13 protein-coding genes are annotated in these 14,842 nt (G+C 41.6%); 2 read left to right on the forward strand and 11 right to left on the reverse strand.

Annotation, left to right across the window (positions count from 1 at the left end; genetic code table 11):
* Positions 1-32: 32 nt before the first annotated feature.
* The 4 genes from QNN06_RS15915 to menE form a co-directional block, all read right to left on the reverse strand.
* The gene (locus QNN06_RS15915) at positions 33-1,211 is read right to left on the reverse strand and encodes an ABC transporter substrate-binding protein (RefSeq protein ID WP_217037321.1); all 1,179 of its coding nucleotides are present in this window, start codon (positions 1,209-1,211) and stop codon (positions 33-35) included.
* A 94-nt stretch (positions 1,212-1,305) separates the two neighbouring features.
* Positions 1,306-2,451: an acyl-CoA dehydrogenase family protein gene (locus QNN06_RS15920; RefSeq protein WP_284035413.1), complete on the reverse strand. Its 1,146-nt coding sequence runs from the start codon at positions 2,449-2,451 to the stop codon at positions 1,306-1,308.
* A gap of 16 nt (positions 2,452-2,467) precedes the next feature.
* Positions 2,468-3,487: a quinone oxidoreductase family protein gene (locus QNN06_RS15925; RefSeq protein ID WP_284035414.1), complete on the reverse strand. Its 1,020-nt coding sequence runs from the start codon at positions 3,485-3,487 to the stop codon at positions 2,468-2,470.
* Between the two features lie 93 nt (positions 3,488-3,580).
* Complete coding sequence (menE, locus tag QNN06_RS15930) at positions 3,581-5,131, reverse strand: o-succinylbenzoate--CoA ligase (RefSeq protein ID WP_284035415.1); 1,551 nt, start codon at positions 5,129-5,131, stop codon at positions 3,581-3,583.
* A 291-nt stretch (positions 5,132-5,422) separates the two neighbouring features.
* On the opposite strand from menE, the gene QNN06_RS15935 reads away from it, so the two are divergent.
* Entirely contained in the window at positions 5,423-6,019 is a 597-nt protein-coding gene (locus QNN06_RS15935; protein WP_284035416.1) for a TetR/AcrR family transcriptional regulator, read from the forward strand.
* Positions 6,020-6,054: 35 nt separating this feature from the next.
* Here the strand turns inward: QNN06_RS15935 and QNN06_RS15940 are convergent, their stop codons facing one another.
* Entirely contained in the window at positions 6,055-6,849 is a 795-nt protein-coding gene (locus QNN06_RS15940; RefSeq protein WP_217037317.1) for a hypothetical protein, read from the reverse strand.
* Positions 6,850-7,247: 398 nt separating this feature from the next.
* Here QNN06_RS15940 and QNN06_RS15945 point away from each other — a divergent pair, with 398 nt between their 5' ends.
* Positions 7,248-7,706: a low molecular weight protein-tyrosine-phosphatase gene (locus QNN06_RS15945; protein WP_284035417.1), complete on the forward strand. Its 459-nt coding sequence runs from the start codon at positions 7,248-7,250 to the stop codon at positions 7,704-7,706.
* Positions 7,707-7,773: 67 nt separating this feature from the next.
* Here QNN06_RS15945 and QNN06_RS15950 read toward each other — a convergent pair whose 3' ends face one another.
* From QNN06_RS15950 to QNN06_RS15975, 6 genes are all read right to left on the reverse strand, one after another.
* Positions 7,774-8,238 carry a ParB N-terminal domain-containing protein gene (locus QNN06_RS15950; RefSeq protein WP_284035418.1) on the reverse strand — a complete coding sequence of 155 codons (465 nt, stop codon included), beginning with the start codon at positions 8,236-8,238 and terminating at the stop codon, positions 7,774-7,776.
* Between the two features lie 217 nt (positions 8,239-8,455).
* A complete protein-coding gene (locus tag QNN06_RS15955) occupies positions 8,456-9,490 on the reverse strand; it encodes a beta-carotene 15,15'-monooxygenase (RefSeq protein WP_284035419.1) in 1,035 nt (344 codons plus the stop codon).
* A gap of 101 nt (positions 9,491-9,591) precedes the next feature.
* A complete protein-coding gene (locus tag QNN06_RS15960; RefSeq protein WP_284035420.1) occupies positions 9,592-10,716 on the reverse strand; it encodes an NADH-dependent flavin oxidoreductase in 1,125 nt (374 codons plus the stop codon).
* A gap of 319 nt (positions 10,717-11,035) precedes the next feature.
* Positions 11,036-11,950, reverse strand: coding sequence for a VOC family protein (locus QNN06_RS15965; RefSeq protein ID WP_284035421.1), 915 nt, complete (start codon positions 11,948-11,950; stop codon positions 11,036-11,038).
* A 90-nt stretch (positions 11,951-12,040) separates the two neighbouring features.
* Entirely contained in the window at positions 12,041-14,017 is a 1,977-nt protein-coding gene (locus QNN06_RS15970; RefSeq protein ID WP_284035422.1) for a PAS domain S-box protein, read from the reverse strand.
* The gene (locus tag QNN06_RS15975; protein ID WP_213115418.1) at positions 13,986-14,831 is read right to left on the reverse strand and encodes a CheR family methyltransferase; all 846 of its coding nucleotides are present in this window, start codon (positions 14,829-14,831) and stop codon (positions 13,986-13,988) included. The genes QNN06_RS15970 and QNN06_RS15975 overlap by 32 nt, the downstream gene beginning before the upstream one ends.
* Positions 14,832-14,842: the final 11 nt, after the last annotated feature.

The raw sequence follows: 14,842 nt of genomic DNA on the forward strand, positions 1-14,842 counted from the left end.
GGCAGAGACCAAGATCTCTGCCCCTTATATAATTATTTCGGTAGCGGTTCGTTGACTGTTTGGTAAATCACTTTACCGTCTTTGATGATTGCTCGGTTTCCTACTAGGCTGTTTTCACCTTTTTCATTGAAGCTGTAAGTTCCAATCAGTCCCTTGTACTTTGCATCGCGGATTGCCTTGTTGATTTTTTCCTTATCTGTCACAGTGCCCGCTCTCTGCATGGCATCGACAATAAAGTGGATGCCATCATAACCGGAATAGTTGAAGGAATTAGCTTTGTAACTATTGGATTTAGCAAATAGATCTTGGAATTTTGTGATTTCTGGTGTTACTGCGCCGGCACGACTTAAGGTAACTAAGCCGTTTACGGCATCGGGAACCAATTTAATCAATTCTTCCGGTATACTTCCGCCTGACTCCATAATTTTCACATCTGGCATCACTTCATGCAGTTGCTTTAATAACGGAACCGCTAATTCGGTTTCGGCAGCTAGTACGACACCGTCAGGATTTTTTGCTTTGACTTTATTTAACATGGTCATAAATTCTTTTTGTTCCGGTGCAAACTTTTCCGTTGCGACAATTTTAAGACCTTTTTCTTCCATTGCAGGTGGATAAAGCTTTCCATATGATTGACCCCAGGCATCATCAACGTAGATAAAAGCAATATTTTTCATTTCCATATCTTTCATCGTTTTTGTACCGGCTTCTACATAGTTTTTGTTAGCCGGCGCTGCTTGTGAGAAAAAGCTGGCTCCCTGGGCTGTTAAGATGTCACTAGCGGCAACAAAAGTGATAAGTGGTGTCTTAGCACGTTGTGCAATTGGAATCATGGCGGCTGTCTCGGAACTAATCGAGGTTCCAAGAATGACCGGCACTTTGTCCTGATTAATCAGTTTTTCTGTTGCAGCTGTTGCCGATTCAGCTCTTCCCTCCGAGTCATACTGGACGATTTTTACTTTGTAGGTTTTGTCGCCAACCTTAAAACCGCCATTGTCATTGATTTCCTTCTCGGCTGCTTTATGTCCGTCCAAAACCCACGTTCCCGTTTGTGCAATTGGTCCGGAGGTGGCCAATACAACTCCAATTTCAACGGTATCCACTGATCCACCGGATTTACCGGAAGTCTCTTCCGATCCTTTACTGCACCCTGCCAAAGCAGCAAAAACGGAAAGTACGAAAATTACTAGGCCCAACTTTACTTTTTTCATAAACAACACGCCCTCCTAAAGGTTAAAATTGGATTGGTATAAACCTATACTCCTCTTGAAAATAGAATTTTCAGTGCCTTTTTCCTTGTGTTGCTTACAATTCAAGCCTTTTCGCAATGATGTTCTTCATTATCTCGTTGGTTCCTGCATAAATGGAGGTGGCCTGGATATCCCGGAATCTTCTAGCAATCTCGTATTCTTCCATATATCCATAACCACCTTGAAGCTGCATGCACTGGGTGGCGATTCTTTTGGCCAGATCAGTGACCCACCACTTCGCCATCGACACTTGTGTGACAACCTCCCTCTTCTCGATATGGTTGGCCACTAGGTCATCGACAAACACGCGCGCAATCTGGATTTCTGTCGCCATTTCCGCCATTTTAAATTGCGTATTTTGGAACTGGCTGATTGATTTTCCGAACGCAGACCTTTGTTTGACGTATTCCTTCGTTATTTCGAACATTCGTACCGCGACGGCTACAGCCCCAACTGCTACAAGGAGCCTTTCCTGCTGCAGCTTTTCCATTAAATAATAGAAACCTTTCCCTTCCTCTCCCAATAGGTTGGCCGCAGGTACTTTTGCGTCCTCAAAGACGAGCTCAGCCGTATCCGAACAATGCTGCCCTACTTTACTAAGCTGCTTGGCTTTAACAAAACCGGGTGTCCCTGCCTCTACAACTAAGAGGCTGACTCCTTTATAAGCCGGTTCCGCTTTCGGGTCCGTCTTACAGACAAGAACGACTAGATCAGCATGGATGCCGCTTGTTATAAACGTTTTGGCACCGTTTACAATATAGTAATCTCCTTCTCTTCTAGCAGTAGTTTTGATACCTGCAAGATCAGAGCCTGAGCCTGGTTCGGTCATAGCAATAGCGGTTATGAATTCTCCTGTTAAACATCCAGGCAGCCATTTTTCCTTTTGTTCCTCGTTACCAAAACTATTTATATATGGAACGACGATATCATTATGGTTATTAATGCCGACCAGACCGCTGCCAACCTTTTCTAGTTCTTCGTTGATGACAACGGAATAGCCAAAATCAGCATTCACACCGCCATATTTTTCATCCACCCATGGAGCGAGGAAGCCATTTTCCCCCATCTTCTTCCAGAAGGACCGTGGAACCAATTTCTCATGTTCCCATTGCTCATAGAAAGGAATGGCGTTTTTTTCCAGGAACTTTCTTAATGAGCGTCTAAATATTTCATGCTCTTCCTGCAGGAATGCTCTCCCCATCTGTATTTACCTCCTTTCACAATTCGTGCCATGGCATGATAACCACGACCTTGCCGAAGTTTACCCCTTTTTCGATTCGTAATTGTGCTTCCCTGATTTCCTCGATAGAAAAAACAGAATCAATCACTGGCTTGATTTTGTGTTCATCATAGAAGGAAAGCATACTCTGAAATTCAGCTGGCGAACCCATTGTCGTTCCAATAACATCCATTTGTTTTAAAAATATCTTTGGCATAACAAGCTGTGGTACAGGACCTGCAGTCGCACCAAAGGTGACAATCCGGCTTCCGTGCTTTGCGATATTCAACAGTTTAACGAAATTGCCGCCTCCGACACTGTCAATGCAAAGGTCCGCCCCCTCCGGCATCCATTTTCTTAATTGCTTTTCCCAATTAGGTTCTTTGTAATTGACTCCCCCTGATGCTCCTAAAGAAATCGCTTTTTGAATTTTCTCTTCACTGCTGGATGTGACAAAGACGTTGGCACCTAAGGCAACGGCCATCTGCAGCAGGAATGTTGCGACACCACCTCCAATGCCAGGAATTAATACAGCTTCACCTTTTTTTACCTTCCCTTTTGTCAGCAACGCACGATATGCGGTAAGACCACCTAATGGCAAGGCAGCAGCCTCTTCCCATGAGAGATGCTCCGGTTTTGGAAAAACATTTTCCCTCGGGACATTAATATACTCGGCAAAGGTGCCATTCGTAGGTACTCCGACAATTGAAAAGTCTTTTGTATAGATTCTTTCATCATTACCCCAATTTAATGCCGGATTGATGACCACCTTATCTCCGATAGCGAGGTCTTTCACCCCTTTGCCGACCGCAGCAATTTCACCTGCCCCATCCGCACCAGGAATGGCAGGAAGACGGATTCCCGGATATTCGCCTTTTCGAATGAATATGTCACGGCGATTAAAAGCCGCTGCCCTAATACGTACTAAAACCTCATCCTCACCGAGACTGGGGATGTCAACATCTTCGATTCGATATTGCTCCGGTCCGCCAAGGTCTCTTAAAATAACGGCTTTCATATGTTCCTCCTTTACTCTATTAAACTTTTATTCAAAATACTGTCTTTCAGATGGGGGCTAGAAATATCATGAGTCCGCGCCCACTCCACTCTCTTAAACTTTTAAGTTATAATCTCTCAGCTTTGTTTTGAGAATTTTTCCCGAGCCATTTCTCGGCAGTTCTTCTAAAAATTCAACATAGTGCGGCTTTTTATAGTGGGCAATTTTATCCGTGCAATAGTCAATCACCTGCTGCGCTGAAATGCTTTTCCCATTCCGCAGGACTATGTACGCCTTTACGGTTTCACCCCATTTTTCATCCGGGATTCCCACCACAGCCGCTTCAAGAATATCAGGATGAGTATATAACACCTCTTCAATTTCCTTTGGATAGATATTTTCGCCGCCGCTGATGATCATATCTTTCTTCCGATCGACAACGGTGATATATCCTTCATCATCCAGCTTTACTAGGTCCCCGCTATGGAGCCAGCCGCCATTTACCGCTTCTTCTGTAGCCACTGGATTCTTATAATACTCCTTCATCGTGGTTGGTCCGCGGTATACAATCTCGCCTACCTCACCGGGGGCGCAGTCATTCATGTTTTCATCTACTACTTTTATTTCTACATTAGAATACGGGAGGCCGACAGACCCTGTTTTAAGGATGGAATCACTTGCCTTCAGTGTCGAGGTGCTTGCTGCCATTTCTGTATGTCCAAAGGTATCGTAGACACCTGCGTTTGGAAAATACTTCATTAATTTTTTCTTTAGCTCTAACGGTGTTGTGGCAGCTCCGCAGCATATTTTTTGAATACTTGTGACATTGTAATTTTTGAATGAAGGAAGTTCTAGGAGTATGTTCCACATCGATGGCACCATAAAAGAATATGTTACTTTTTCTTTTTCAAAGATTTGCAATAGATGTTCGGGGTCAAATTTACTTAGAAGAATGGACGTTCCACCAACTAGCATCAGCATTGTCAAGGCAGATATGCCGCCTATATGAAACAAGGGGGTTGAAATGACTTGTACTTCGTCCTTTGTCAAACTACACTCAAGGCACATATTGACGGAATTCATAAAGACATTTTTGTGGGTGAGGACAGCACCTTTTGGTTTACCTGTTGTACCTGAGGTATATACGATAAGGAAGTCGTCATCGTCTTTCAATTCTTCCAAACTAGGAATAAAAGCGGTTTCAAAAATATCATCATATGAAAAATAGGAATGGTGTTTAGCTTCTTGCTGATCAACAATTATTACTTCTTCTAACAACGGGAGGTTGACTCTCATTTTTCCAATGATTTCAACAAAGTCTTGGTGGGCAATCAGCATTTTCGCATCGGAGTTTTGGAGGATATATTCAAATTCAAGCTGCTGTAGCCGGAAATTAACAGGAACAGCAACTGCACCAATTTTGCCTAAAGCTAATAAGCATTCAGTGATTTCGATGGAGTTGTACAACAAGAGTGCTACTTTTTCTCCCTTGTTAATTCCTTTCGACTGAAACCAGCCTGCTAATTGATTGACGCGATTTAGCAGAGTGACATACGTAATCCTTCTTTTATCATCTACGATAGCGGTTTTATTTGGAAACCTGCGGGCTGATCGGTTGAGCATTTCATCTACCAATAACTGTTTTGCTCTGACATACTCCAGCATGTTCTCACTCCAATCTCAACTGAATTACTATTTACTTTTTGACCTATCGTTTACTTTTTTATTTTATTCCAAAGATTCTGAAAAATCAATATGAAAATCAATATTTTTATAAGGATAATATTAATTCTTGAAAAACTATTAATATAAGACATTTAACACCTTTTTCCACATTTTTAAATTTCAGGTTGATTTTTCAGAAAATTTAACATATATTTAAAAATAAAACAATAACTGATAGTTTACTTTTAAACTCCAAAAGGATAAGTAACCAGAATTAAAAGGAGGTTTTACATGACTTCTCTTAGAGCACAAAAAATTGCCAAGAGGAAACAGGAAATCTTGCGATCTGCCGCTTCTGTTCTTGCTGAAAAAGGGTACCATGGGGCAACAATGGAAGAAATAGCGGCAAAACTTCTCCTGACAAAGGGTTCAATGTACAATTATTTTAAAAATAAAGATGACCTTCTTTATCATTGCCACCAAATGATTATGGAAATGAGTTTGAAGAGAATTGAGGAAGTCATAACTAGTGACTCGAATCCTATTGAAAAATTACAAAACGCGATTCGTGCTCATATTTTGCTCGTTACAAGTGAGAAATCAATGTTTATGATTATGGATAAACCAAACCAAAATTTCTCTAATGAGAAGTTAAACGACGTTTTAGAGCTAAGGCGAAACTATTCTCAACATTTTGATAGCATAATAAATGAAGGCATTGTCCAAAAGGTATTCGACCCTAAAGTGGATGTTAAAATGGTGCGGTTAATCATTCTTGGGGCGTTAAATTGGATACAGCAATGGTATGTCCAAGAGGGTTCAAAAACGGATGAAGAAATTGCAAGCGCTTTCGCGAAATATCTACTAAAGATGGTTATCAAAAAATAACCCGCTTTTTGAAAAAACGGGTTATCTTCGAAGTTTTAGTTTCCTTTTATTCTGCTTTTAAATTGATCATAGTCTGTTTTCACGTAATGGAAGGCTTTGGCGCTGCCGCCATGGTCTGGATGTGTTTCTATTAATAATTTTTTAAAACCGGCCAAGACTTCTTTTGGACCTGCTGTTTTGGAAAGCCCCAGTTTTCGACGATAATCTTGCGGATTAGATGATGGTCCGGATTGGGATTGTACCTTTTCATCCTCTCCTTTACCTTGTTTCGAGAGCTCTTCTTTTAGTCTTAACAATTCCTTACGAAGGTCAATATTTTCCTTTAACACGTTTCTGGTCTCCAGTTGCAATTCCGATTTTTCATGCTTAAGGCTGGCGATTTCTTTATTCAGCTTGTCCCGTTGCTGGATCATCGCTTTTAAAGACGTTTGATGAAGCTCCTGTATCCCTTTGATTTGCTCATCCTGTGCTTTAAGTTTTACTTTCAGCTCACGAATCGTCATATCAGAAGGTCTCTCTTCAAAGTGCGGTAATTTTGGCTGAGTAGAAAGGTATTCCTTGATTTGGTCCACATTCCCTAGTCTATGAATCTTCCCTTCATTATACCAGCGTTTGACTAGTTGAATACCGATGTTTGCAGCAACACCTGCATCCTTTAATAGGTCAAAGGCTTCATCCGTATCTTCCAGTATGTATTCTGTTTTGGAGAGCCTAGCTTTTCCTTCGAATCTTATCTTTCGCTCCCGCATCCACCGTCTAACCGTCTGAATGCTAAGCTCATCCGGAACTCCAGCACTCTTTAACAACTCAAAAGCTTGATCCGTATTCACAACAAATCCTCCTCCAAAAACAACTGAGGTGACAGAAAATGACACAAATGGCCATATAATTTAATAGTTTCCTATTTAATATTAATAGAGGAAAAAAAGAATGTGAATGGCTCAATTAGACTAATAAATGAGGCATGGGTGAGGCATGGGGACGGTTCTTATGCCTCATTATGGGAAATGAAAGAAGCACTAAATCAAGGAGTCTATTGGTTTACGAGTGTTTTTGAGGAGTATTTACTAGTAGTGCTAATTAACTCTTTTATCGCAGGTATTTTTCGACATTGTTTCCGGGAACATGGACACTCTGCTTTTCAATAATCCTAAAGTATAATATTCTTAGAATTGTCGGTACGATATTACAATTCTACCCGCTAGTCTTAACTAAAGGAGTTCATAACATGATTAACGTTTTATTCGTCTGTCTGGGGAACATTTGCCGATCACCGATGGCTGAGGCTGTGTTTCGCGACTTACTTGAGAAAGAAAATCTGTCCGGCCAAATCGCTGTGGATTCCGCCGCAACCAGTTCATGGCATATAGGTTCACCACCGCATAAAGGAACCTTGGCCATCTTAAAAAAATATAACATTTCCTCGGAGGGCCTTGACGGTCGTCAATTAACAAAAGACGACTTTGAAAAATTCGACTATATTGTAGGAATGGACGAAAGCAACACGAAGAACATTTACGAAATTACCGGAAAGCCAAATCATCCAAAAATCACCCGTCTTCTCGACCTAACTGAACACAAAAAAGATGTTCCGGATCCATACTACACAGGTGATTTTCAAGAAACCTACCAGCTTATAACAGAAGGATGTCGGGCTTTACTCGAGAAAATCCTTGCAGAAAATTGACGCGTGGGGACGGTTCTTGTGCCTCACTCAAGTAAATCAACTGAGGCAAGAGAACCGTCCCCATGCATCATTTTAAGATTTCATCTACCATGGTTCTCATTGAGTAAACTACGGTTTTTTTGTACTTTACAGCTAATATGAGGACTCTGATTTGTTGGGATCGGTTTAGGTGCTTGAAACGAGGTTCTTGTTTTAGAAAGGAGCGGACAATCGACCAGCTTTTAGGTGTGAAAGGAAAATCATCAAGGGGCTGCTTTCTCAATAAACGATGAAACCACGAACTAATATCGGAGGAAGTGCTTTTGTCCACAATACAAGGCGCATAAAAGCTTTTTGTATGTTTCTTGAGGCTTTCGAATCGCTCCTGCCCGCTGACGATAATATAGTTGCCATCTTTCTTGCTTTTTCTGACAACCAGAACAAACATACAATCCCACATAATTCTCTGCAGCCTTTTCAGGTGCTCTGTCATTTTCACCGAAAAATCCGGCTTGATTTTTTCAAGCGGAATATATTGTACCGTAAATTTCATCGTCATCCCCTCCTGGATTTTGATGAGTCCATTCCCGCTCAGGATTAGCGGCAGCATCGGTTCTCAGCAGGTATTGCAGTAAGAGGAATGGTTAATCGCAAACGGTTTGCCAAATACCTTTATCATTATATGCATGATTTGGGTTGAGAAGAAGCATGGGGACGGTTCTTGTGCCTCATTCATAAAATAAATGATGCATGAGAACCGTCCCCATGCATCATTTCACATTTTCTTTTAAAGTGCTTATAAATCTGTTGGGTTCGTCGACGCGAATTGCTACTTGTGAATATTTCTTTTTAAGTCCCATGATTAATGTTGCTTCGACTGGGTGTTTTAATTTCAATATAACGTCAGGCTTTACTTCTTCAAAATCACGGGCAATGAATTCAATGGTATCTTTAGGACGTTTTTCTACCAATGGCGCCTCGATAACTTCTTCAACATCGCACCACTTTATTTCCATTCGTTTCATTAATCCGAGGGAAATGTACATACCTTCTTCAGTGACAAGCAAGGGATTATGGCGAACGGCTTGGATATCACCTAAAAAGAAAATAACTGTGTAAATATTAAGTACGAGTAAAATGATTGATAGAATCACAGACTTTTCATGAAACAACCAATGAAGCCCAGCCATTTCAATAACCGTCGCGTGAATCAGCATCACTTGCATCGCAATCAAACTCGATTTTTGATGTAATGTAAATGCATTCGGACCAAGCAGTTTTTTCTTTTTCCAAGATGCGAACGCATAGTAAAACATGAGCATTTCTGAACAAATGATGCGAATAATCGGGTATGGTTTAACCTCTTTGTCCACAGCTTTTAAAAAAGAAAAGATAGCCGGTAGGGAACTTCTTTTAACAGCACGTACAATGTTTGGCATATATTTAAACAGCGAGGCAAGAACCATAACCTCTAACAACAATAGTCCGCCTTCAACGGCAAACCCAGCCCACGTGACAGCCTCAAATGGAGCTAAATATTCCATCGGTATGAGGAAGCGCACCAAAATAAGTCCACCTGCTATCCCCACAATCAGGTTTTTCCCATTCATTTTTCGTTTCCACGCAAAGAATAAAATCGGTGAAATCAACGCTAAGTCTACCATGGAAGCAGCAACGATGATATTCGGTTGTTCAGGCAATATTTGACTTCCCAATGTTGTATGATACAAGGAATAATTCGCACCCATTACTAATAACAGCAAAATCAGCAGCGCATTACGGTTTAAGGTTCTTTTTAATACCATAAAAGTCCCTCTTTCCTTTTTCTTTCATTATACCATATTTTACCTATATACTTATTAGATATATTAAAAAAGTATCCTAAAAAAGGATACTTTATCTACTTCTATTCAATTCCCGGAAACCAGCCCGGAGTATGGATGATAGCCTGCCACAATGGGTCAGGAACCATTAATTCCTGCTGCTTTCCTTTATCAATTTTAGTTACAATTTCATCTTCCTTGTCTTCAGCAACCTTTTGAACCCAATCCGGATCAATAATTAATTCCCGCCCCATTGCAATGAGTGGCAGCCCTGTCTCCTTTGCCTTGAGGACATCGTCTGCAGAATAAAGTGAGCCGACTCCTATAACAGGGACCTTACTGCCAACACGTTCCTGTATGATTTCGATACGAGCACGGGTGTCCTCCACGCCTCTTCTTGGCTCTGACCAGAAATCATTTAATGAAACATGGAGGTAATCAAGGTTCTTATCAGCCAGCGCATCGATTAGCACCAAAGTATCTGCCATCGTAATCCCAGGTGTTTCTGGTTCTTCTGGTGAAAAGCGGTAGCCCACAATAAAAGGTTTATTTGTATTTTCAGCAACAACCCTTTTCACTTCATCAACAATTGCCACAGGGAAGGTCAATCTCTTTTCAACGCTCCCGCCCCATCGGTCATCCCGGCGATTGGCATGCGGAGAAAAGAATTGCTGAATAAGATAGCCATTGGCCCCATGAATTTCAACACCATCATATCCTGCTTCAATGGCCCTTCTAGTTGTATCCCCGAAAGCTTTAATTATCGCTTCAATTTCTTCTTCCGGCAGTTCTCTAGGAACAGGTTTCCCTGCCCCTTCAGACGGAATGGCACTAGCACTAACAACATCACCATTTGGCACTAATTGAGGAGGAACTTCCCTCCCTCCATGGAAAATTTGCAATACAGCTACTGCACCCTGCTCTTTAATACCTCTGGCCAGTTGTCTTAAACTAGGGATTAATTCATCAGAATCAGCGCCAAATTCTCCATTAAACCCCTTGCCATTTGCAGTAACATATGTACAAGCAGTGACCACCATTCCTACACCGCCAGACCGTCTTGCGTAATATTTTACTTCTGCATCCGAAACCGTCCCATCCGGATTGGAAGAAAAATTAGTCATCGGCGCCATCACAATCCGGTTTTTCAATTCAACACCACATGGAAAAGTAAACGACTCAAACAAAGCTTTAAATTTAGAATCCAATGCATAATCCCCCAAAATAAAATTCTTTTCATCCATACTTTTCCCTAACGAAGGAAGGTGATGCATGGGGACGGTTCTCGTGCATCATTTTTCTGAAATCACTGCAAATAAATGGTTTCCACTGTCATTTATTAAAATTGGATGAATCCTATAATACTTAGCTCTTTCTTTCTGCCGTACTGATATTGTAAAAAAAGACTTCCAACAAATTTAGTCGAAAGCCTTGATGCAGCTAGATTATGTAAATCTGTTGTCGGGGAATCGAACTGACACTCCGAATTCTACTTCATTTTTTTATATCACTTTGGCTCTATTCCCATTATCCCTTGTAAGCTTTCCGCAATTCCTCAAGATCAAATTTCTTCATTTTAAGAAATGCTTTCGTTACGCGTGCAAGTTGCTCAGGTGCACTCTTTCTCATCATCTCGTCCATCTCACTAGGCACAATTTGCCAGGAAATACCATACTGGTCTTTCAGCCAGCCGCATTGCTCCGCTTCAGGAACCTTAGAGAGCTTTTCCCAGTAGTAATCAATCTCTTCTTGTGTGTCGCAGTACACCATAAATGAGATAGCTTCGTTAAAACTGAATTTATGTTCGTGAGCACTATCCATTGCGGTAAACCATTGATTTTCTAAGCTGAATTCACTGAACATGACTGTTCCTTCTTTATCAGGTTCCATTCCTTTAGGATAGCGGGCGATAAGTCCCTGCTTCGCATTCTTAAATACTGATAAATAAAAATTCATCGCGTCTTCCGCGTTACCACATTGATCACCGACAAACAAAAGTGATGGAATTAATGAAGGTCGCTCTTCACCTTCTGGATTGGTTAGGATTAACTGCCATGTCAAACCAAACTTATCCTGAATCCAGCCATACCTTTCACTGAACGGATACTTATCAAGAGGCATTAACGCTGTGCCCCCTTCGGATAATCTGTTCCAAACTTCATCTATTTTTTCTCTCGCGTCTTTATCTCGTGATGGGTCAAAGTTTACCATAAAAGATATCGACGGATTGATCTTGAAAAAAGGTCCTGCGCTGATAGCCGCGAACTTCTGCCCCCATAGCTCAAATGAGATTATATCAGAGTCGCCTGAGGGTGTGTTGTGAATGGTTGTCACATCTGTAATTTTCGAGTCCGGGAATATGTTAACGTAAAACTCGGCTGCTTCTCTTGCCTCTTTGTCATACCATAAATGCGGAACGATTTTTTGATTTGTTTTTGTCAAAGCTTTTCCTCCTTTATTCTCTTACGGATGCATGGGATGGTTCTTTTGCCTCAAAATTTTTTTGTCAAACAAAAGAATATATGCTTATTTCTAGAAATCCCTTTCCCGAAAACTGACAAAAAAGGTAGTTCCTTTAGTGCTTGTTTGCAGATCGATAACGGCTCGATGACGCTCGGCGACACTATAGCAGATTGGCAAGCCCAAGCCAGTCCCGGAATCTTTGGTAGTAAAAAACGGCGTGCCGATCATATCGACCAGTTCAGGTTCGATGCCGGAGCCTCGGTCTTGGATTTCCAACACTACATCCTGCCCGTCAAGATAAGTTTTAATCGTCAATTCCCCGCCGGCTGCCATCGACTCAAGTCCATTCAGGGAAAGATTAAGAATCAGCTGGCTAATTTCTTTTTCATCAAGATAAAGCCTTGGGACTTCCGATAACATTAGGGAGACCGTTTTATCCGCTAGCAGCGCTTCGGCTTTGATTAAAGGATAGAGCCCCTCAATAATCGGATTCAACCACTGGGATTTTTTATACGATTGCTTGTTTTTCGCTAAATTTAGAAATTCAGAAATAATCGAATTGGCCCTGTCCAATTCTGACAGCATTAAATCAATATATTGAACGGATAAATTGTCGATGCTTTTTTTCGAAAGCTCCAAAAACCCTTTGACGGTGGTCATCGGATTCCTGATTTCATGCGCGATCCCCGCCGCCATTTCGCCAATTAGATTGAGGCGGTCGAGGCGCGCTATTTTCGCTCCCAGTTGTTCAAGCTCAGTTACATCGGTAATCACACTGAGAACGCAGCTTTCACCTTTCACCTCAATGATTTCCGTTGCCAACAAGCCCTGCCGGTTCTCTCCTGATTTTGTTAGGTAATGAATCTTTTCATTTTGCGGGGATTCCTTGTGACAGGCAGGTAAAACCGCCAGCTGCCTGCCGATGACCTCCACTAAGGAATAACCGGTAAATTTCAGCCAGCTTTCATTGACGTCCAGGTACCTGCTGTCAGTCATTGAACGAATTTCAATCAGGCAGGGGCTTGATTGAAAAATTTTATAAAAATGCTCCTGCGACAGGCGCAGGTCTTCGGCAAATTGTTTTCGGACTTCAATTTCCTTCCGCAACTCTTCTTCAAATTGCATCCGTACCTCTATTTCTTTGCGCAGCTTTTCGTTGGCAATGACAAGTTCATTCGTCCTCTCTTCCACCAGCTTCTCAAGCAGCTCGTATTGCTGCTTCCGCTCGGTAATATCGCGCAGCGAACAAACATAGAAATGCTCATCATGGATAACGGCCTCACCGATTTGCAGCTCGACAGGATAGCGGCTTTCATTTTTATGCTTAGCAACAGCCTCAAGCATTTTCCCGACGCAAGAACCATTGTTATCCCACATATCTGCAAAAAGGTCCTCTATTTTAAGTCCCAAAAATTCCTCCATTGAATAGCCAAATAATTTTTGGGCTGCAGGATTGACCGATATAATCGTCCCTTCACAGTCAAACGTAATAATCGTGTCAAGCAGCGTTTCCCCAATCACCCGGGCCAGTTCTTCATTTTTTTTCAAATCACGGGTTGTTATGTTTAGCTTGACGTTTACATCAAGAAGCTCCTTCTGCAGCTTTACTTCCTTCTGATCTTGATTTTGATGGATTTTGACAAATTCCTGTACCTTTAACTTTAATGTTTCCGGGTGAAATGGCTTAAAGATATAATCAACCGCCCCTAAATTATACCCCTTTAGGACATGCTCAGTCGTTTGACTGATAGCTGTAATAAAAATAATTGGAACAAACTTTGATTTTTCCCGCGCCTTAATCAATTTTGCCGTTTCAAAACCGCTCAGACCCGGCATTTGCACATCTAGCAAAATAACAGCAAAATCTTGCTTCAGCACGCACTTCAACGCTTCCTCACCCGACCCGGCCTTCACTAAACGATAATTGGGCGATGCTAAAACAGCCTCTAACGCCAGTAAGTTTTCCGGACGGTCATCAACCATTAAAATATTGACTTGATCCAAAGGTTGGAGATTATGGATGGATTTTACGGTAGAGTTTCTCATCTGAATCGACTTCCTCATAATAATTTGCAATTTCGGTAAACCGAATTCCCTCCTTACTTCCCAAGCCAAGGAATCCGGATGCAGACAAACTTTCATGCAGCAGGTGCAGCACACGGTTTTGCAGGCATTTATTAAAATAAATCATTACATTCCGGCAAATGATGACATGAAATTCATTAAACGATTGGTCAGTAGCTAAATTATGCTGGGCATACACCACATTTTCCGTAAGAAAAGGATGGAACGCAGCGCTTGTCTCCCGGGCAACATAGTATTCTGAAAAAGCACTCGTCCCGCCTGTCTCAAGGTAGTTTTTCGTATAGTTTTTCATTTTGTTCAAGGGCATCATCGCTTTTCTGGCCTGCACCAAGGCTGCCTCGCTCATATCGGTGGCGTAAAGTTTTGTTTTTTCATAAAGGCCTTCTTCATGTAGGAGAATCGCCATTGACAGGACCTCTTCTCCGGTCGCGCAGCCAACATGCCAAATCCGAATCGATGAAAAGTTGCGCAGAATCGGAACAACCTTTGTCCGAAAGGCTAAAAAAAACGACGGATCCCGAAACATTTCCGTAACATTAATTGAAAAATCGTAAAATAACCTGCGCATCATCAGCGGGTCGTAGAAAATTTTTTGCTGGAGATCGGAAATACCCTCCAGCTTCTCCGTTCGAATCCGATGTTCAATTCGCCGCTTCACAAACGCGGCGGAGTAATTACGAAAATCAAACCCATATAAACGATAAATCCCCTCGAGCAGCAGATTTATTTCGATCTTTTCAATTTCACGCTTGTCGAATGATATTAATTTTTCCATCAATAAATAAA

It is taken from the genome of Neobacillus sp. 114 (assembly GCF_030127045.1).
GTDB lineage: Bacteria > Bacillota > Bacilli > Bacillales > Cytobacillaceae > Neobacillus > Neobacillus rhizophilus.